Below are 20,994 nucleotides of genomic sequence, written 5' to 3'. Positions count from 1 at the left end.
TTTGTACAGAAAAATAATTTTGAATAAATGAAAGTTATCATTAAGCCGGGAGCGGTAAAGGGAACGATACATGCCCCGGCTTCCAAGAGCGCCATGCAGCGGGCTTGTGCATTGGCTTTATTGCACGAAGGAAAAACAAGCATCACTAATCCCGGGATAAGCAACGATGATAAAGCGGCATTATCGATCATCACCGCATTAGGTGCTTCGGTGTCTGCCAATGTTGACGGAAGTCTTGAAGTGACGGGGCTGAATGGTTCGGGAGACAATACCACCAAGACTATCGATTGCGGAGAGAGTGGTTTAAGTATACGGATGTTTGCACCCATAGCGGCATTGCAGGATGCATCTATAACGGTAACGGGTAGTGGAAGTTTGCTGAAGAGGCCGATGGATTTTTTTGACGAAGTATTTCCTTCGCTCGGTATTTTTATAAAGTCCAATAATGGTCATCTGCCGTTGGAGATCAAAGGCCCCTTGAAACCGGCGGATATCACCATCGATGGATCACTCAGCTCCCAGTTCCTTACCGGTCTGCTGATCGCTTTTGCTAAAGGCGCTGCTAAGCAGGTAACCATTGCCGTTAGTAACCTCAAAAGCAGGCCTTACATCGATCTTACGCTTCAGCTGATGAAGTATTTTGGTTACAAAGTTCAAAACAACCATTATGAATCTTTCACAATAGAACCAGCTACGGCTTCTCCTGATCCTGTAAAGTATACGGTAGAAGGCGATTGGAGCGGTGCTGCCTTCTTATTGGTTGCTGGTGCGGTTTCGGGTTCACTTACTGTAAAAGGCCTCGATGTATTTTCTGCGCAGGCGGATAAAGCTATATTACAGGTGCTGATGGCGGCGAAAGCGAATATCAGTATCACTCCTGAGGAGATCACTGTTTCTTCAAAAAAACTGGATCCTTTTCATTTTAACGCGACAGATTGCCCGGATCTTTTTCCGCCGCTGGTTGCACTTGCCGCATACTGCGATGGTACATCGGTGATTGAAGGTGTGAGCAGGCTTACGCATAAAGAAAGTAACCGTGCATTGACGTTGCAGGAAGAATTTGGAAAGATCGGTATCGGGATAAAATTGCAGGATGATCTTATGATCATTGAGGGAGGAACGCCTGTAAATGCCGCCACAGTGCATTCCCGCCACGACCACAGGATCGCAATGGCACTTGCTGTTGCTGCTCTACGTTCAAACGGGGCTATCGAAATTGAAGAAGCGGAAGCCATCAATAAATCTTATCCGTCATTTTACGAACATTTTAAAATGATGGGTGTGGACACAACAATATTTGAATAATCATATTACCTTACAGCAATGAATAGTTTCGGAACAATTTTCAGGTTAAGTATTTTCGGCGAAAGCCATGGCCCTTCTGTTGGGATTGTGATAGATGGCTGCCCGCAGGGGCTGGGGCTGGATGCGGCAGATTTCGCAACAGATATCGAGCGAAGAAAAGGCGGTACACAAAAAGGAACGACACCGCGTAAAGAAGATGACCTGCCGATCTTTTTATCGGGCGTCTTCAACGGCAAAACAACCGGCGCACCACTTACCATTATTTTTGAAAATAAGAATACCAGGAGTTCCGATTATGAAAAATTGCGGAGCGTACCCCGCCCGGGTCATGCGGATTTCGTGGCGTCTAAAAAATACGATGGTTTTGAGGATTACCGCGGTGGCGGACATTTCAGCGGAAGGCTTACAGTTTGTATTGTTGCCGCGGGGGTGGTAGCAAAAAAAATACTGGCTTTTGTAGATGAGAATATTTCGTGTGCGGCAACAATCACAGAAATAGCAGGGGCGCGCAATCTGGAAAAAGGGCTGCAAAATGCCATCGATGCCAAAGACAGTGTAGGCGGGATTGTTGAATGTACTGTTACAAATTTACCGATAGGTTTGGGCGAGCCGTTCTTCAATTCAGCGGAATCACTGATCAGCCACGCAGTCTTTGCTATTCCTGCCATCAAGGGCATCGAATTCGGAGCAGGTTTTGCAGCAGCAAAAATGTATGGCAGCGAACACAACGATGCCATACTGGATGCCTCAGGTAAAACGGCTACCAATCATGCCGGCGGTATTGTTGGTGGTATCACCAATGGCAATGATCTTATATTTCGTGTAGTGGTGAAGCCTACTTCATCTACACCAAAAGAGCAACATACGTTGAACATCGAAACACAGGAGATCGAAAGTTTTTCTGTAAAAGGAAGACATGATCTTTGTATCGCATTAAGGGTGCCTGTGGTGCTGGAAGCGATGACAGCTTGTGTGCTGGCCGATCTTCTTTTGTTGGCGCAAAGGTGAATAGTGAATAGTGAAAACTTTGAAGTCTATATTTTCATGGATAACCAAAAAATCCCACGTGAAGTGGGATTTTTTTAATTCGTGTAATTCGAGAAACTCGTGTTATAATATTATACGTTGAATCTGAAGTGCATCACATCTCCATCCTGCACCAGGTATTCTTTTCCTTCTATTCGCAGTTTACCATTGTCCCTGCAAGCCGCTTCGGAACCATATTGTACAAAATCGTTGTAGGCGATCACTTCCGCTTTGATGAAACCTTTTTCAAAATCACTGTGGATCACACTCGCGGCCTGCGGAGCTTTCCATCCCTGCTGTATCGTCCACGCACGTACTTCCTGCACACCTGCGGTGAAATAAGTAGAGAGGTTCAATAATTTGTAAGTAGAATGGATCAACCTGTCAAGCGCCGGTTCGGTCATTTTATATTCTTCCATGAACATCGCCTTATCGTCCGGATCTTCAAATTCAGCTATCTGCGCTTCTACGGCGTTTGTCATGATGATGACTTCGTTGCCTTCATTTTTTACCGCTTCTATCAATGCATCAGAAAATTTATTCCCGGTATGCATGCTGGCTTCATCAACATTCGCCACATATAATACAGGTTTGTCTGTCAGCAAAAAGATATCGGCGATCGCTACTTTTTCTTCTTTCGTCAATCCCAGTGAAATGATATTTTTTCCTTTTTCCAGGTGTGCTTTGCAACGTTGCAGTACATCCAGTTCGGCTTTCATCTTAGGATCGTTCTTCGCCAGCTTTTCGGTACGCTGCATTTTTTTATCGACACTTTCCAGGTCTTTCAGCTGAAGTTCGGTTTCGATGATCTCCTTATCACCAACAGGATTGATGGGGCCTTCATCCCGCAGGATGTTATCATCTTCAAAACAACGGATCACCTGGATGATGGCATCTACTTCACGGATATTGGCCAGGAATTTATTTCCCAAACCTTCTCCTTTGCTGGCGCCACGCACCAATCCGGCGATATCTACGATCTCGATCTGTGTAGGAACGGTGCGTTGCGGAACTACCAGTTCTTCCAGTTTTTTTAACCTCGGATCAGGTACATTCACCAGACCGGTATTGGGTTCGATGGTACAAAAACGGTAATTGCTCGCCTGTGCCTTCGCACTGTTGCTTACTGCGTTAAATAAAGTGGATTTGCCCACATTTGGTAGTCCTACGATGCCTGCTTGTAAAGCCATAAGAAATGTATGATGTTAGATGTATGATGTATGATGTATGATGTGGAAGGACTTTTTAACTGAAATGTCATTTTTCCCGGCACATCGACATTTTTTTCAAGGACGCAAAGGTAAGCTTTGTAAATTTCTTTTCCCACTAATGTAGTAACTTTCAGACTCTATGGTATAATAAGTTAATATATCATACATCATACATCTAACATCATATATATTATGGCTTTAAGTCGTATCTGGTCGGCGTTTATCATCATTGCAATTGCTGTAGCCTGCATCAAGTCTGTATTTTTCCCAGCGGGAAACCGTACTATTTTCACCACTATGGTGACTGGTAAACCGGGCGATACGATCAGTATCCGCAAAACGGCTGTCGCGGAGACTGATGCGAAGATTGTAGCTTTCCTGGACAGCAATAAAGGAAAACCTTATGTGGAGAATGGCATTCAAACGGTGAAAAACGGCGATCAGGAATTGCATACCTACCGGTTGCAAACAGCGGAAGGCATTGTGGATACCTGCCAGACCGCCGTTACTTTATGCCTTAAACTCATCGGCTTTATGGCGCTTTTCATGGGTTTCATGAGCATCGCCGAAAAAGCCGGTGGCATCCGTTTTTTATCGAGGCTCATCGGGCCTTTCTTTTCCAGAATATTTCCGGAGATCCCCAAAGGGCACCCATCGATGGGGCATATGGTGATGAACTTCAGCGCCAACCTGCTGGGACTTGACAACGCGGCCACTCCATTTGGCATAAAAGCCATGGAAAGCCTGCAGGAACTGAACCCCGACAAAGACAGGGCTTCCAATTCGCAGATCATGTTTCTTTGCCTGCACGCATCAGGACTTACTCTTATACCTGTGAGCATCATTGCACTGAGATCTGCAGCGGGAGCCACCAACCCGATGGATATTTTTGTACCATGTATGATCGCGACATTTTTCGCTACAATTGCTGCCATGATCATCGTTTCGGTAAAGCAAAAAATAAACCTTTTTCAACCGGTTATTCTCGGTTGGGTGTTGGGGATATCGGCATTGATCGCGTTGCTTGTAGTATATATCAAATCGTTGGATACTGATGCCGTACAGGTGTTTTCCGGCATGCTGAGCAGCGGAATCATATTACTGATATTCATTCTTATCATCCTTGCCGGCTTGTATAAAAAAATAGACGTATTCTCTTCTTTCATCGATGGCGCAAAAGGTGGCTTTGAAACTGCGGTAAAGATCATTCCTTACCTGGTGGGAATGCTGGTGGCTATCAGTCTGCTGCGTACCAGCGGTACATTCGACGCTGTTATTAACGGCATGAAAACGCTGTTTGCTGCTATGGGCTCAGACACCCGTTTTGTGGATGGTTTGCCAACTGCTCTCGTCAAACCTTTTAGCGGGGGTGCGGCCCGTGGAATGATGGTAGATACGATGAAAAATCCTGCATTGGGCGGGCCAGATTCTTTTCCCGCACGATTAAGTTGCATTTTACAAGGCAGCAGCGATACTACGTTCTATGTGATAGCTGTTTACTTCGGTGCTGTATCTGTAAAAAATACGCGGTATGCAGTAGGAGCGATGCTGCTGGCCGATCTGGTAGGGATCATCACTTCGATACTGCTATGTTATTTCTTCTTTGGATAGAAAAGGTTCAAAAGTTCAAAAGTTCAAAGGTTATGGTTCAAAAGGTTTAAAAAGTTCAAAGGTTCAAAATGTTGGCTTGTAAAGTGCCTCAACATTTTGAACCTTTGAACCTTTGAACTTTTGAACTTTTAATAATTATTGTAGATCAATATATTTTTCCCCTTTGTTGAAGTAGCCGTGGTACTTCCTTTGTAAACGATGGTGTATACACGTTTCCTGCTAAAGGAAGCGGTGTTGAATACAGCCAATGCGTTCAAAGTGCCGGCACGCCTTACAGTGAGCGTATCGGACTGGGTTGTGTACGGGAACTCAACAAATGCCGTAGCGCCTTTTTTGGCTATCCCGGAAAAAATATTGGCGTTATATCTTTTGGAGTAAACGTCTACTGCTTTACCTACGGTATCATTCATAACTGCATGTACAAAACGCAGGGATATTTTACTGGTGTCCGGAATGGTGAATTCATCTTTCAGCCAGATGCTGGAATAAGCATTGTCCCTGTCAACAGAATCGGTGATCAGGAAACTATATTTTTCTCTTTCCAATAATGTTCTTGGCAGAAAAAGGATGGTGTTTCCATTTACTGAAGATTTCAGGCTCACCCTGTAAGTACCCTGGCGCACTTCCGCGTAGGTATTGATATTGGAAGTGAGGGCGGGGAAACCACCGTTGAATGTAAGCAGGGGGCCGCTCAGTTTGTTATCGTTGAGATAAACGTTGAACGAATCGGCGGTATTGAACACCTGCCTGAAATTAGGTGCTATGTGTACCACTTTTATATAAGCCGGATCCAATGTAGTGACAAAATCTTGCTGGTGGTCGTGATCTTTTTTGCAGGATGAGAACACTGCAACAGTTAAAGCACTGATGGTTATTATGCTGATAATTTTTTTCATAAATAATTTTTAATGATTAGGGTTGAGAGAACCAACATTCTACAGTGTGGTAATCTAATTTATCCGCACCGATCCTCCTGAGTTCGTTCAGGTTCCACACATATTCCGAGTTATACCTCGGGCGGATCCTGTTTACTCTTTTGCTATTGTTATCCGGATAAAGATCCGATCCCGATGGTACCACGAAGCCGGTATACACCTGCCTGTTGGTGCCGGATTCAAAATCATCGTAATGATATCTCCTCATGTCTACCCATGTTTCAATGGCTCCATGAATATAAAGGGCGATATATTTCTGCAGCATGATATGGCTCAGGTTCAAATCGGCGGTTGTAGCTGGCACTACCAACGGGTTTGCCAGGAAGCTTGCTTTGATGGCAGGAGTGATCACTTCTGCTGGTGGTACATTGGTATTGTAGGTGGAAGTGAGCATATCGAAATTCAGGCTGATGCCTAATGTGTAAGCCGCCAGGGCAGTGGCTTTATCACCTTTCCTGTAAGCCGCTTCAGCTTTCATGAACTGAATTTCAGCTGCAGTGATGATCGGCGTTTCGGAATTGTTCCTGAAAAGGTACCTGCAGTTATTATCATTTCCGGGAGTGGCGTTGTTTACGGTATTGGATACCTGGCTTGCCCCGAAGAAACTTTCCGGACGATCATTGGGAGCAAGCACGTTCTGCCCTTTGTTAGGCGAAAGGCCTTTGAATGTACCCGCTGCATTTTTCCTTAAAAGATAAACTGCCCTTGGATCAACAACACCTGCAAAGCTGATGTTCAGCCCTGATTCCAGGTCGGCGATGAATGCCGATTGGCGGATGGCTGTTTCGGTGCCGATAGAAACACTTCCGAGGTTACCCCTTAGCGGGCCGTAGAAATTCGTGTTTCCGCTGATACCTGTGCTGGCATATTTTACGCTTGCGTTTTCCGCATTGGTAGCAATGGAAAGGTTGCAATAGTGGATCACAGAATCCGCATTGTAACTTGATTTATTTGTAAGGTGATTGAAGCTTCTTGCCATAACACCGTATACAAATTTTTTCCATTTGTTGGCATCGCCATTATAAAAATAAGCATCTCCGAGTGCCAGGTTAGCCGGACTTACAGCATCGCCTGTCTTGCTTAAATTTTCGAGTGATTCCCTGCACAACTGGCGCACGTAACTGTAGATCACATCCTGCGTTACATAACTGAATGTAAGGGCACTGGTGTTCAATGCTTCTGCCGGATTGATCACATCTCCGTGAAGATCTGTAAGGGTAAGCCAGCTCCATGCCTGGATGGCTTTACCAACACCTACATAATCCCATTTGCCTTCTTCTGCACCCCACTGGATCATCTTGGCGCAGTTTTGCCCGATGTCGTAAAAATGGGTACGCCATACGGAAGCGGCGTTATCGCTGGTAGTACGGGTTCCACTCATACGGTCATAATCTCCGTTCGCATTGCAAAACAAAAAATTCTGTACATATTTTCCTACAAAACGGATATCGTTCAAAGTGCCATGGCCGGCAGAATTGCCAGACATGCTTGAAATGATCCCGGGTAATAATTGTTCTATCGGAACTTTTACATCGGCATTAGGATTTGCGTATGCATCATCGATCTGCTTATCACAGCCGGGCAATACCAGCATTGCCGCTGCAACGATCGAGATACTCAAGAATATTTTTTTCATTTTATACTTATTTAAATACATGATCAAATTAGAAACCAGCCCTGAAACCTACGTTAACACTGATAGGAGTGGCGATATTTCCGTAATCGAAGCCCCATCCGCCAACACCACGTGTACTGGCGTTGTTGGAACTTGATGCAGGATCAGCGCCGCTATAGTTGGTGATCAGGATCAAATCGTTCGCTGTAACGAAGAAGCCCAATGATTTGAAATAACGTAATTTTTTCAATCCTTCCGGATTGAACTGGTATGTAAGTGTAACATCCCTCAGCCTGAACCAGTTCACATTTTTTTCAACAAATTCTTCTTCTGCCATGCGGGATACATAATATGCCTGCAGGTTGTAAGGAACTACAGAGATTGTATTTTTGGTAGGGTTTGCCGTATTCTGAAGGCCATCATTCAATACACCTTCTATCACACGTGGGGTTTCCCTGTCGGCAGTCCTTTTGCTTTTACCATTTACGGTCAGGTACATATCTGTTCCGTTGAAGATATCGCCACCAACTTTCAGATCCCAAAGGAAATTCAGGCTGAAATTTTTATACTTGAAGCTGTTGAGTGTTCCCAATGTGAAATCAGGATTCCTGTCGCCGATCACTTTGAAAGTAGCATCGATCACAGGAAGACCATCAGCAGGGTTGATCAGGACCTGACCCTGGTTGTTCCTCATGTAGCTGTAACCGGTGATAGATGTTGTAGGGCCGCCATTCACCAGGCCACCACGGGCATTTGCATAAACCCATGTATCAGATACATAGAATTCAGGAACGTTGGCAGGTAATGTCAACACCTTATTTTTCATCTTGTTGAAATTGAATTTCACATCCCACCTGAAATCTTTTTTTACAACAGGTGAGAAGCCCATGCTGATCTCCATACCCTTATTCCTTGTGCTGGCAACGTTGATGGTATTCAACACGAAGCCGGTACCATAACTTGACCTGAAGTTTTCAGCGATCTGGTCTTTCACCAAAGTATTATAAACGGTGAAATCCAGGTTCAGCCTGTTGTTGAACAACCTCAACTCAGTTCCGATCTCGAATGTTTTCTGGCGTTCGGGTGTAAGGAAAAAGTTGTTGTTGTTGAAACCGTAAGCATATCCGCCACCGCTTGAAGTAACAGTATTGAATACTGACTGGTTAGCATACGGGGAACTTGACCTTGCTGTATTGGCGATAGAACTCCTCAATTTGAGATAGTTCACATAACCACCTTTCTGCATCTTCGGGAAGATGTCGGAAACGATCACACTAAGGCTGGCAGCCGGGTAATTGTATTTCCTGTAATCTTTCGGGAAGATCGATGAATTTTCAAAACGGTGAGAATACGTAAGGAATACCAGGTTGTCGTAATTAACCGAAACTTCACCAAAGTATGCCAGCTGGCGTAACTGGCTGTAATTGTATTCCTGCTTCCTGTTGGCATTGTTGAGCCTGATCCTGGTGGATGCACGGGTGATGCTGCTATCTTCAAGATTGTTGCTGATAGTAGAAGCGAATGCGTTATTGGTGATGATTGATCCGCCTTTATACATCTGTCCGTTTGAACCTATGGAATCAACCAGGTTGGTTCCATATACAGAATACATTTCTGTTTTATAATCCTGCCACATCGTACCAGCCATCACACGTGCCCCGAATTTACCAAAATTCTTTTTGGCGGTCGCGGTAATGGTATGGTTGTATCCAGTGTAGTTTTTATAATAATTATCCAGTGATCCTCCCAAACCTCTTGTAAGCAGAGATGACAAAGGATGATAGAAGGAATAACCTTCGGAACGATAGATGTCGTAACTGAAACGTCCGGCTACTTCGAGCCAGGATGCTGGTTTGATATTGATACCCATTGTAGAGATCAGCCTGTCTGTTTTATCCTGACTCCTGTTGTTGTAAACGCTGAAGAAAGGGTTATCCAGGTCGTCATTCGGGCTAAGGAAATTCAACGGGTTCTTGCCCCCATCAGAATTCTGGTAATTCCTTACATCGTTATCAGATGGCCATATCAATAAGTTCAACAGGTAACCACCGGCGCCTCTTCTTGGCTTATCGTTCTGGCTCCTGATAACAGAAACCGCAGGGGTGATGGTCACGTATTTAGTGATGTTGGTAGAATTGCTCAGCCTCAGGTTATATTTTCTGAACGTGTTTTCAGGAATAACACCTTCCTGATCGAAGAAACTGCCCGAGAAACGGAAGCTTGCATTCTTTTTACCGTAATCAACACTGATATTATGGGTTTGAGAAAAACCTTCCTGGAAGAAATTCTTGGCGTTGGAGTATTTCTTGGTAGTATCGCTGTAGCGTGGGCCAAAATACGTGAATACGGAAGAGGAGTTCCCGTTATTACCCGCATCGAAATCATTGTTCACTTCAGGATAGCGGCTAAGATGCTGCCACCTGAAAGCATTGTCATAACTTACTACTACACGCCCGTTGGTATTTTTACCCCTTTTGGTAGTGATGATGATTGCACCCGAACTTGCCTGGCTACCATACAATGCGGTAGCTTCCGGGCCTTTCAGTACAGTGATCGATTCGATATCTGTCGGGTTCACATCTGCGATCCTGTTAGTATAATCATTTGTCCTGTTGGAAGTCTGGTTCACGTTCCTTGCGGAAGTTTCTACCAACCCAAGTCCCGAGCCGCTGTTGCTGGTCTCATTGGTGGTCTGGTTATCCACGATGGCACCATCGATCACAAACAAAGGCTGGTTATCGAGCGCCAGTGAGTTGAAACCACGCAGCACGATACTGCTGGAAGCGCCTGCCTGGCCGTTGGTGGAATTGATGGTCAAACCTGCAACCCTTCCCTGGAGGCCATTGAGGAAATTTTCGCGCTGCGTTTCAGCTACTTCTTTACCGGTTACCGTTTGATTGGAGAAACCCAGCTCTTTGGGGTTGCGTTTCTGATCCATGGCAACTACTACCACTTCTTCCATTTGCTGGTTGACGCGGGATAAACTGATGTTTACTGCGCCGGAGCCAACTTTAGCTTCACGTGTGCCGAAACCTACGGAAGAAAAAACCAATGTCTGGCCGGGGCTGGCATTGATAGTGTATGCTCCCGACTCATTGGTCTTGGTTGCCTTACTGGAGCCTTTCACACTTACGGTGATGCCGCTCAGCGGGCTGTTGTTTTCTCCCGTTACAATTCCCGAAACCGGGGATTGGGCATAAATAGGATTGCTGCATAGCACCAACATGCCGGAAAAAAGGATCAAAAGAAGAATTTTTCTCATAACAATTCTGTTTTGGTTTGTTAAATTGTTTGGTTCGTTTAGATTGGTCAGTATAGGAATCGGCGGTATTAAATTATATGTATGCCTGCTGCTGCATAGGGTGCCAGCAAAGGATCTTCGGGATCAAGCTCTGTCACCAGCGTATCTATCTTCAAGGCATCGCACACATGTATCGGCTGCACGCTGTTGATCTTTTCGGCAATGCTGAGACAGATCGTTTTTTTTGCGGAAGCGATCATCTGTTGTTTCAATTGCACTACATCCCAGTCGTTGTCGGTGATGCCATTTTCCATATCGATCGCGTTGATCCCCAATATGCACAGATCCGCTTTTATGTTTTTGATGCGTGCGATAGCGTCGGCCCCTGTTGTGATCTTGGAGGTTTTGGACAGTTTATCGCCCAGCACGATCACTTCTATGTTCGGATGGTGCATATATTCTACTATTGCAGGTATGCTCCCCGAAATGAAAGTCGCGTGTAAATTATGTGGTAATACCCTGGCAAGTTCAATGATAGTGGTACCACCGCCGGTGAGTACGAACATCCCGTCTTTTATGAGCGATGAAGCTTTCTGGGCGATGACCCGTTTTTTATTCTGGGCATATATCTTACTGGAAGGAAAACCGGTGGAATCGAAGGAGTGGGAAAGGGCGCCACCGTGCACTTTGATCAGCTTGCCGGTATCGGACAATTCCTGCAGGTCTCTGCGGATAGTGTCTTCAGAAACGGCAATTTCGGAGCTGAGGGTAGCGGAAAGCACTTTATTGTGCAGGTTTACCTGATGTACAATATAGGCCTGGCGTTCCCTTTTAAGCATTCCTTTGTCAGTTTAATGTCAAATTAAAGTTAAATATTGCAAAAAACCGCAAAAAAATATGAAAAGTAATGCACATGCCAGGTGGAAAACCTGCAAAAACGCATTTTTTGATAAATGTTGATGGGGTGACTACCGCGGGTAGTCTACTCATTTCTTCTTTGCAGCAACCTTGCTTTTCGGAATTTCCTTTTTCGACGCTTTCTTTTCCCTGGTCACCGGCTCAGGCGAAGGAGAGGCCGCAGAAGTATTTTCAGTATCTTCTTCGGCCACCTTGTCGAAGTAGTGTGCAAAGTTGTTGATGAGGTATTTCGCTTTATACGTAGCGCTGGTATACCTGTTGTTCAATACGATGATGGTAGCATCCTCGTCAAACAGGCGCAGGAAAGCCGCATTGTTGCCATGCCACCAGCCATTGTGAAAGATCATTTTCTTCCCGTTGGGAAAATTGTCCATGCGCCATCCAAGCCCGTAATTTTTCACCCCTTCCTTTTCATTGCTGTACGGTTTATAGGCTTCCGCAAGGGTTTGTGGCGTAAACATCTGGCCCGATACCAGTCCGCGATCCCAGTTCAGCAGATCGTGTGGCGTGCTGTAGATATTCTTATCTCCATACACATCATCGAGGAACATCAACGGAATTTCCCGTCCACGCCAATCGTAATTAGGCGGGATGGTGCTGCTGCGGTCGGGAGTATATACAAAGCTGTTGTTCATCTGCAGCGGCTGAAAAATATTATCGTGGATATAAACAGGGAACGATTTTCCGCTTACTTTTTCTATCAGCAAAGCCAGCAAAGCAAAGTTGGTATTACAATAAGAAAACCTTGAATCAGGTCTTGCGATATTTTCCATTTCTGCTTTCCTGTTTACCAGGTAATCGAAAATGTCCTGGTTCTTCACATGGACTTTCTTATCGGGCCACATTTTATCCATGAAATGAAGATAATTAGGCAGGCCGCTGCGGTGATTGAGCAAAGTGCGGATGGTTACACCCGGGTAATTGAACGTAGGAAAATATTTGCTGTACTCATCGTCGAGGCCGATCTTCCCTTCCTGCCAAAGTTTTAGGGTAGCCATGCCCGTTATGGTCTTTGACACTGAAGCTATATGAAAAGGCGTTTGCGCATCTATACTGTCTTTACCGCCAAGCTTTACTGCCCCTTTGTAACGCTCATATACTATATTACCACCTTTTGCCACGATGATGCCGCCATTGAATCCTGTATTGCGCAGGATGGTGTCGTACCAGGCTTCACATTCGTTGTGAAGCCTGGTTTTTTCTTCGGGTGACATTTCTTTTGCCACAGGCAAAGCGATCGTTTTGATGCTGTCTGCGGGAGCAGTGGTATCCGTTTTTTTACTGCCGGAATTGCAGGAGAAAAAAGCCAGAGTGGATGATATCAGTAAAAGACGAAGGGGGAAGGTTAAGCTATTATATTTATGAAATGCGATATTATAGGAACTGAATATATGGATCATCATTATTTATTACATGCTTATAGAATATATTTGTGCAAAATAACGGGTATTTATTATGGCAGAGAAAAAATTAACAAGTTATCCAAAGGAAAAGATCAATATTCTTTTTTTAGAAAATATAAGTGATGTGGCTATCAGCAGGTTTTCAGAAGCTGGTTATGTGAATGTAAAAAAACTAACCGGGGCTGTGAGCAATGATGAATTGATAAAAGCGATCAAGGACGTACATATACTGGGTATCCGCAGCAAGACGCAGATTACCAGGGAAGTGCTGGATGCGGCCAAAAAATTACAGGCGATCGGGTGTTTTTGTATTGGTGTAAACCAGGTGGATCTCAATGCAGCCACCGAAAACGGGGTAGTGGTGTTCAATGCGCCTTATAGCAATACCCGCAGCGTAGCCGAACTGGTGATCGGCGCATCTATCTTACTCGTTCGCAAGATCATCGACAAAAATAAAGCGGCACACGAAGGCGGCTGGTTGAAAGATGCCAGTGGCAGCCATGAACTTCGTGGTAAAACGATCGGTATCATTGGTTATGGAAATATCGGCAGCCAGGTGAGTGTGTTGGCAGAAGCTTTGGGTATGAAAGTATTGTTTTATGATGCCGAAACAAAACTGCCCCTTGGCAATGCACACGACAGCAAAACCCTGAAGGAACTATTGAAAAATTCTGATATAGTTACCCTGCATGTACCCGAAATAAAATCTACCGAAAATCTCATCAACAAAAATAATCTCGCTCATTTCAGGAAGGGCGCTATCCTCATCAATTATGCCCGTGGTACAGTGGTGGATATCCCGGCTTTGCGCAAGGCCATACTCAGCGGACAGATCGGCGGCGCTGCCATCGATGTGTTCCCGGTAGAGCCGGAAAAGAACGGCGATCGTTTTGAAAGCGAGTTGCAGGGGTTACCGAATGTATTGCTTACTCCGCACATCGGCGGAAGCACCCAGGAAGCGCAAAGCAACATCGGCGTGGATGTGAGCAATAAATTATTCAACTATCTCGAAAAGGGCATCAGCACCGGTTCGCATACATTGCCTGCATTGGCGCTGCCACCACAGGAAGGTACGCACCGCATTCTGCATATACACAAAAATGTGCCGGGTGTACTCAGCCAGGTAAATACGTTGCTTGGACAAAATAATATCAACATCGTGGGGCAATACCTCAAAACCAATGATGATATCGGTTACGTGGTACTGGACGTAGAAAAAGTGTTGAGTAAAAATGCGATGGAGTTGCTGAAAGGGATCAAAGAAACGATCAAAGTGAGGATGCTGTATTGATAGTACTATTTAGATTCTTACTTAGACTTTATGTGTTCTATATAAAAATATAGACAGTTGTTTGCAATGTTATTGCTTCAAAGTTTTTATACTCCATTTTATCATATAAATTACATAGCGAACACCAAAAAGGATAGTAATTGTAAGAATCAGGACAGAAAATACACAATCCCAGAGTTCAGAATTATCAAATACTTTTTGTTCATGAATCGTACTTACTCTTTTTAAAGAATCTATTTTCGAGTAGAGGTTATTAGATTCATTTTTACTCTTTAAGTCATTTGGAAGAATTGTATTTATTTGGATATATTTTTTATCATACGTCGTTTGAAATAAACCTTCATTCAAATCTAACTCATCGAAAGAATTCGTTTTCCCCTTCTTTTTACTATTTATTTTTTTAGTAGAAGCAGGCCTTTTTTGGGGAAATAATGGATTCTCAATTTTATTATAGACGTCAAATAATTGTAAGTTGCCATCTTTTAATTGGTACGCAATACCTGATTTATTAAAAAAAATATATTTCCTTGATTCTTCACTGTTTCCTACTGCCTCATAATAAACTTTAGCATATTCAATCTGATTTTCCAATTTCGAGTTGTAGTTTAGTGATAAATTGTCTGCTGCATTTTTTGTATTATCTATTTGCAATTGTATAGAAGTAATTTTTCTTGAATGATAATTTGTAAACACAGAAACTACTCCATAAGTAACTAAACTTATAACTAAAGTGGATAGAAAAATCAGTATTTCACGTGCTATGATTTTTTTGTTTTTTAAATTCATGTTAAGCTTGAAATCGTTTTATTGAAAATTCTATAATATGTAAAATAGGCAAAATATTTCTTTTTGAAATATTGGCAATATCAAGAATCAGTGAAACATTTATAAAAACTGTTAAATAGCTAATTTGTTTATAAAACTTTCAATAATTACTGAAAGTTTAGTATATTTGTGATCAAATAAATTGTTATGAAAATAGTCATCATAGGAGGGGGATTCGGAGGCCTGAGGCTGGCGAGGAAACTGAGCAATAAAAAGGGTTTTGAAGTGACGCTGCTGGATCGTTTCAACTATCATCAATTTCAGCCGTTGTTTTACCAGGTGGCCACTGCGGGGCTCGATGCCAGCAATATATCTTTCCCTTTGCGCAAGGTTTTTCATGCAGTTAAAAATGTGCGTTACCGCATGGCGGAGGTTCAAAATGTGGATGTGGCAAATAATAAAGTGGTAACGGATATCGGCGATTTTGAATACGATCGTCTGGTGATCGCCACAGGTGCCGGTACCAATTTTTTTGGCAATGCACAGATGGAAGCGAATGCATTTCCAATGAAAAGCACGGCTGAAGCGTTGCAGTTGCGCCACAGGCTGCTGCACAATTTTGAAGACGTGCTGATGGCAGAAGATCCCCTGGAGATCGAACGGCTTATGAACATCGTGATAGTTGGTGGTGGCCCCACCGGCGTGGAATTGAGCGGCGCAATAGCTGATATGCGCAGGTTTGTATTGCCAAAAGATTATCCTGAAATTGATTTCAGTAAAATGAATATCTACCTGCTCGAAGGGTCACCAAAAACGTTGGGTGTGATGAGTGAAAAAAGCAGCGTACAATCCCGTCATTACCTCGAAAAGCTGGGCGTCAAAGTGATGACGAATACCATTGTAAAAGATTATGATGGAAAAACGGCGATCACACAGGATGGCCATAAGATTGAAACTTCGATGCTTATATGGGCGGCAGGTATCAAAGGAAATGTTCCGGCAGGGATCGATCCTTCATTGATAGTACGTGGCAACAGGATCACTACTGATCGCTTCGCAAAAATAAAAGGTTCGGAAAATATCTATGCAATTGGTGATGTGGCTTATATGGAAGAGCCTGCTTTTCCACACGGCCATCCGCAGGTAGCGCCCGTGGCGATCCAGGGAGCTGACCTGCTGACAAAGAATTTCATCGCGGAGATCAATGGTAAACCTTTACAGGAGTTTGTATACAAAGACAAAGGCGCAATGGCTACCGTTGGCCGCAACCTGGCGGTGGTAGACGTTCCCAAGCCGAAGCTGCATTTCAGTGGTTTCTTCGCATGGCTGGTGTGGATGAGCCTTCACCTGATGCTGATATTGGGCGTCAAGAACAGGTTCTCTGTATTTTCCAACTGGCTGTATAATTATTTTACCAGAGATCAGAACCTTCGACTTATTTTCAAGGAATTTTACAAAGAAAAAAAATAGTATGGCGCGATCGTTTCTCGAAGCAGAATGGAATAACCTCATCATGGCCAACTATGCCATCGATCCCGCGCTGCTGTTGCCTTACCTTCCCCACAAAACAGAGCTGGATACTTTCAATGGAAAAGTATATGTCAGCCTGGTTGGTTTCATGTTTGAGAAAACAAAAATGCTTGGCTTTCGCATACCATTCCATATCAATTTCGAGGAGGTAAATCTGCGGTTCTATGTGCGCTTCAAGGATGATGGTGAATGGAAGCGTGGGGTAGTATTCATCAAAGAGATCGTTCCGCGGATCGCTATAAGTGTGGTGGCAAATGTGGTTTACAAAGAAAAATATGTGTATATGCCGATGAGCCATTTCCTGCGCCTGGACAACGATGAACAAACCATCGGTTATGCCTGGAAGTACCGTGGCCGCTGGAACAGGCTCGAAGCAATTACGGCTAAACAATCTGTACCAATGAAACCCGGAAGTGAAGAGGAATTCATCGCGGAGCATTACTGGGGTTACTCACGCCATTCGGCAAATATCACTTATGAATATGCTGTACAACATCCGGCATGGGAAATTTATCCCGTGAAAAATTACACCATTGATTGTGATTTTGCAACATTATACGGAAATGCTTTTGGTTTTCTTACCAATGCCGAACCAACATCTGTATTTATTGCCAAAGGTTCACGGGTAGCGGTTTTGAGCAAACGAACCTTGTAGTTGCGTCTAACGGGTGACGGGCTGTTGATCGTTCGCAATACTTCCTCTGCGAAAATCTCTGCGTTCTTCTTTTCTCTGCGGTGAAGTGACTTCTCTGTAGCCGCAGAGCGCCAGAGACAGCAAAGCTTTCACATAAATATTAATGGTTGAACATTTTCAATAATTTTAATGCCCTGCTTTTAAAAGCCGGTTTTTCATCGCCGAACTGTTCTTCTATCAGCAGTTTTATTTCCGGAATGATGTCAGGATATTTTTTGGCAAGGTTTCCAAGTACAGTCAAAGAAAAGGCTTTGATAGCGACTGCTTCATCGGGAGAAGCTACCAGTTGAAAACAAAGGTCCATGATACTGCCGCAATATTTCTCGGGAATGTCAACATGCTGCAAAAGCCTTGCCCCATTGCGCTTCACGGCATCAGGCTGATCATTTTCCTGCATTTTAGCGATCAACTTAGGATAATGTTTTGTAATTAAATTCGGATGCGCCTGCACACAATAACTCACCGGCCAGGCGCTTCGCTGAACGATCCGGTACTCATCATTGAGAAAAAGTTTAAATAATTCGTCGAAGCGTTTTTGATCAGCACCTACCCACGCCACAATATCATCGCATTGCTGGCGGGAATGTGCGGCAAGTAGCTTATGTCGCAAATCCATGATTCAATTAAGAATTTAGAATTAAGAATCCATGTCGATTATGTCATAACCCATCACTTCTAACTTATCACTTCTAATATTTTTCTCACTTCACCCTCATCAACATTGACTGATTTAAGGTCTTCATTCATCGTTTGACTTTTGAATTCCATTTTACTGTTGATGGTCGACCGTGCGGATGAATGAAATTCAACTGCGCCTGTAAGTTGCGCCAGCTCTGCAATATTAGACGAACGAACGCCGCTGCCGGGCATGATGACGATGCGTTCGTTTGCCTGCCTGATCAGCTGTGCAATGTTTGAAGCACCTTCCATCGCTGTCGGGTAAAAGCCGGAAGTGAGTATGCGTTCACAACCCAGTCCGATCACATTTTCCAAAGCCTGCTGATGATCATTTACCCGGTCGAATGCCCGGTGAAACGTTACACTCATCGGGTAAGCGATCTTCACCAGTTCGCTGCAGCGTTTCATATCGATGCTGCCATCTGTGTTTAAAATGCCGATGACCACACCATCGCAGCCGATTTGCTTGCATAGGAGTACATCGGATTTCATGATGGCGAATTCTTCACTACTGTATAAAAAATCGCCCCCACGCGGACGAATGATCGGGAAAAGATCGATGCTTACGTTTTTCCTGGCCGCTTCAATGAAACCTTTGGATGGTGTAGTACCACCTTCGCCGGGATTGTCGCAAAGTTCGATGCGGTGGGCACCAGAGGCTTCGATGCTGAGGCAGCTCTGGATGTTGAAAGCGATTACTTCGAGGGAGAACATCAATTGAAAATTAAGAATTAAAAATAAAAAATGGCTGATGCTGGTTGCTGGATGTTTTCTGGAGTAATTCTGTTTGTTGCTTCGCTAAGATAACCAGCATCCGGCAACCAGTATCTCGCATCACTTCACTGTTCCATCATTTTTTAAAATAAATTTTGATTGATAAACCCTATTTTCCTTCCCGCTTTTTACAGAAAAAACAAATCCGCTCTGGATCGAGTAAGCGCCGTATTCTCCTTTTTTGTTAAGCGCAACAAATCCTACCTGTAGGGTCTTCGCTTTTGCACGATCGCGGTTGACGATGCGTTCACAGGCTTTTTTGCAGGCCGCTTCGGGGCTGTATCCCTGCCGCATGAATTCCACCACGAGGTGTGTGCCACAGATGCGGATCACTTCTTCGCCGAGCCCGCTGCTGGTGGCGGCGCCCACTTCATTGTCTACAAACAGTCCGGCTCCGATGATCGGCGAATCTCCCACGCGGCCATGAAGCTTGAATGCCATCCCGCTGGTAGTTACAGCACCGGAAAGATTGTTGTTGGCATCCATAGCCACCAGGCCCATCGTATCGTGGTTGGGTGAGCCATCTTCAAAAAAATTCGGGGCGAACGGACCATTTTGTTTTTTATTTTCAATATTGATGACCGGTTTGTATTCGCTTTTTTTCAACCATTCGGCGTATGCTTTTTTTGCATCTTCCGATAACTCTGCCGGTTCTTTTGGAAAGCCATTTTCTATAGCGAATTGCTGTGCACCGTTACCAACCAGGATTACATGGGGCGTTTTTTCCATCACTTTTCTTGCAACAGATATCGGGTGTTTGATCTGCTCGATTCCCGCTACTGCGCCGCAATTGGCATGTTCGTCCATGATACAGGCATCGAGTGTAACAATGCCGTCCCTGTCGGGATAACCACCTAATCCCACGCAACAGCTGATCTCGTTTTCGATATGTACCGCTCCGGCTTCCACAGCATCGAGTGCCCGCCCGCCGGGTTTGCTGAGTACTTCCCATGCCGCCCCATTTACTCCCATGCCGCTTTCCCAGGTAGAAATCACGATGGGTTTGGTACCGGCACTTGCAGCAAATGAAAACAACGGAAGCGAGGATAATCCCAGCGAACTGAGCGTAAGAAATTTCTTCCTGTCCATAAATAATTAGGAATTACAAATTACGAATTACGAATTCTGACGTTGAAAAAGTGAAATACAATAAAACTAATGTATTTCACTATTGACTATTGACTATTGACTATTCACAATTGACTATCACTATTCGTGGTGAAAACTGAGTTTTTTGAGAAGGTTGGCATCCACATCTTCTGCGTAGATTCCGTAAGCCGATGTGAGTACTCCCTTCTGCTGGCGATCTTTTGATTCGATAGCGTACACCACATCTTCATCAGAAGGATTTGTTTCGCCTTCAAAACGGTAGGTTTCCATGATCTCAAATTCGGAAGGATTCAGGCAGGAGCCATCTTGAGAGCAGGTTATCTTATCAAAAGCGATATTGAAATCGAGTACATATCCCCGGTCTTTCAGTCCATTGATGGCATCTACTACTGTTTCGTAATTTTCCATAAAATAATTTTGATTCACTAAGGTAATCAAAATCCCGTTTTATTAAGGGCGTAACGAATATTGGCTACAAAAACCTGTAAACAGAAAGGAAATCAATTATTTGAACTGGCATTATCCGGTTTGAAAGCGCCTTGCGGCTGACCCGGATTTTTTTCGTTGTACCCTTTTTTTACCTCTTTATCCTGTGCAGGTTTCCTGGTAAGATCTTTTTTGGATGATGCTTTCGCAACGGGGATTTTCGATTCTGCTTTCTTTTTCATACACTTATTTTAAGAATGTATATAGAAAATAATGCCAACTTCAGACAGAAAGTGATTTAAATGAATAAGTTTTGATAGCAAAGATTTACCCGGAGAAAATAAGATCGCAGATTTCAAGGGGATAACACGATTACACAGATTGTTTTTACTACGTAAAAACGAAAATGCAGTTTATAAAAAGTTGAACTCGTTTATAAACTGCATTTCATTTTGCGTCAG

General features: G+C 43.9%; 18 protein-coding genes. 6 read left to right on the top strand and 12 right to left on the bottom strand.

The features are described 5' to 3' along the window. Positions 1-27: 27 nt before the first annotated feature. Positions 28-1,305, top strand: coding sequence for a 3-phosphoshikimate 1-carboxyvinyltransferase (gene aroA / locus EGI32_RS10410; RefSeq protein WP_255155335.1), 1,278 nt, complete (start codon positions 28-30; stop codon positions 1,303-1,305). Positions 1,306-1,323: 18 nt separating this feature from the next. Next, the gene (locus tag EGI32_RS10405) at positions 1,324-2,313 is read left to right on the top strand and encodes a chorismate synthase (protein WP_255155334.1); all 990 of its coding nucleotides are present in this window, start codon (positions 1,324-1,326) and stop codon (positions 2,311-2,313) included. 110 nt (positions 2,314-2,423) lie between these two features. Here the strand turns inward: EGI32_RS10405 and ychF are convergent, their stop codons facing one another. Next, on the bottom strand, positions 2,424-3,521 hold the full coding sequence (ychF, locus tag EGI32_RS10400) for a redox-regulated ATPase YchF (protein ID WP_255155333.1): 1,098 nt from the start codon (positions 3,519-3,521) through the stop codon (positions 2,424-2,426). Between the two features lie 213 nt (positions 3,522-3,734). Between ychF and EGI32_RS10395 the strand changes: the two genes are divergently transcribed. Beyond that, positions 3,735-5,153 carry a nucleoside recognition domain-containing protein gene (locus EGI32_RS10395; protein WP_255155332.1) on the top strand — a complete coding sequence of 473 codons (1,419 nt, stop codon included), beginning with the start codon at positions 3,735-3,737 and terminating at the stop codon, positions 5,151-5,153. Positions 5,154-5,281: 128 nt separating this feature from the next. On the opposite strand, the gene EGI32_RS10390 is transcribed toward EGI32_RS10395, so the two are convergent. The 5 genes from EGI32_RS10390 to EGI32_RS10370 form a co-directional block, all read right to left on the bottom strand. Next, positions 5,282-6,049, bottom strand: coding sequence for a DUF4397 domain-containing protein (locus EGI32_RS10390; RefSeq protein WP_255155331.1), 768 nt, complete (start codon positions 6,047-6,049; stop codon positions 5,282-5,284). Positions 6,050-6,065: 16 nt separating this feature from the next. Continuing rightward, positions 6,066-7,724 (bottom strand): SusD/RagB family nutrient-binding outer membrane lipoprotein, encoded by a 1,659-nt coding sequence (locus EGI32_RS10385; protein ID WP_255155330.1) that lies wholly within the window; start codon positions 7,722-7,724, stop codon positions 6,066-6,068. A gap of 28 nt (positions 7,725-7,752) precedes the next feature. Further along, positions 7,753-10,965, bottom strand: a complete 3,213-nt coding sequence (locus EGI32_RS10380; protein WP_255155329.1) for a SusC/RagA family TonB-linked outer membrane protein — start codon at positions 10,963-10,965, stop codon at positions 7,753-7,755. Between the two features lie 68 nt (positions 10,966-11,033). Continuing rightward, positions 11,034-11,783, bottom strand: coding sequence for a DeoR/GlpR family DNA-binding transcription regulator (locus tag EGI32_RS10375; RefSeq protein ID WP_255155328.1), 750 nt, complete (start codon positions 11,781-11,783; stop codon positions 11,034-11,036). Positions 11,784-11,930: 147 nt separating this feature from the next. Continuing rightward, positions 11,931-13,262, bottom strand: coding sequence for a serine hydrolase (locus tag EGI32_RS10370; RefSeq protein WP_255155327.1), 1,332 nt, complete (start codon positions 13,260-13,262; stop codon positions 11,931-11,933). Between the two features lie 55 nt (positions 13,263-13,317). Between EGI32_RS10370 and serA the strand changes: the two genes are divergently transcribed. Next, on the top strand, positions 13,318-14,556 hold the full coding sequence (gene serA, locus EGI32_RS10365) for a phosphoglycerate dehydrogenase (RefSeq protein ID WP_255155326.1): 1,239 nt from the start codon (positions 13,318-13,320) through the stop codon (positions 14,554-14,556). Positions 14,557-14,625: 69 nt separating this feature from the next. Here the strand turns inward: serA and EGI32_RS10360 are convergent, their stop codons facing one another. Beyond that, complete coding sequence (locus tag EGI32_RS10360) at positions 14,626-15,342, bottom strand: hypothetical protein (RefSeq protein WP_255155325.1); 717 nt, start codon at positions 15,340-15,342, stop codon at positions 14,626-14,628. Between the two features lie 186 nt (positions 15,343-15,528). Here EGI32_RS10360 and EGI32_RS10355 point away from each other — a divergent pair, with 186 nt between their 5' ends. Continuing rightward, positions 15,529-16,791: an NAD(P)/FAD-dependent oxidoreductase gene (locus EGI32_RS10355; protein WP_255155324.1), complete on the top strand. Its 1,263-nt coding sequence runs from the start codon at positions 15,529-15,531 to the stop codon at positions 16,789-16,791. 1 nt (position 16,792) lies between these two features. Continuing rightward, positions 16,793-17,506 carry a YqjF family protein gene (locus EGI32_RS10350; RefSeq protein WP_255155323.1) on the top strand — a complete coding sequence of 238 codons (714 nt, stop codon included), beginning with the start codon at positions 16,793-16,795 and terminating at the stop codon, positions 17,504-17,506. Between the two features lie 139 nt (positions 17,507-17,645). On the opposite strand, the gene EGI32_RS10345 is transcribed toward EGI32_RS10350, so the two are convergent. The 5 genes from EGI32_RS10345 to EGI32_RS10325 all read right to left on the bottom strand — a co-directional run bounded on the left by EGI32_RS10345 (position 17,646) and on the right by EGI32_RS10325 (position 20,775). Beyond that, complete coding sequence (locus EGI32_RS10345) at positions 17,646-18,161, bottom strand: hypothetical protein (RefSeq protein WP_255155322.1); 516 nt, start codon at positions 18,159-18,161, stop codon at positions 17,646-17,648. 59 nt (positions 18,162-18,220) lie between these two features. Further along, positions 18,221-18,937, bottom strand: a complete 717-nt coding sequence (locus EGI32_RS10340) for a copper homeostasis protein CutC (RefSeq protein ID WP_255155321.1) — start codon at positions 18,935-18,937, stop codon at positions 18,221-18,223. A gap of 120 nt (positions 18,938-19,057) precedes the next feature. Beyond that, complete coding sequence (locus tag EGI32_RS10335) at positions 19,058-20,086, bottom strand: isoaspartyl peptidase/L-asparaginase family protein (RefSeq protein WP_255155320.1); 1,029 nt, start codon at positions 20,084-20,086, stop codon at positions 19,058-19,060. 120 nt (positions 20,087-20,206) lie between these two features. Beyond that, complete coding sequence (locus EGI32_RS10330; RefSeq protein WP_255155319.1) at positions 20,207-20,515, bottom strand: phosphoribosylpyrophosphate synthetase; 309 nt, start codon at positions 20,513-20,515, stop codon at positions 20,207-20,209. Between the two features lie 92 nt (positions 20,516-20,607). Then, positions 20,608-20,775: a hypothetical protein gene (locus EGI32_RS10325; protein WP_255155318.1), complete on the bottom strand. Its 168-nt coding sequence runs from the start codon at positions 20,773-20,775 to the stop codon at positions 20,608-20,610. Between the last annotated feature and the right edge of the window lie 219 nt (positions 20,776-20,994).

The sequence above is a fragment of the Ferruginibacter sp. HRS2-29 genome, assembly GCF_024343615.1.
In the GTDB taxonomy this organism is placed as follows: Bacteria; Bacteroidota; Bacteroidia; order Chitinophagales; family Chitinophagaceae; genus Ferruginibacter.
This window is presented reverse-complemented; position numbering and strand designations above follow the sequence as displayed.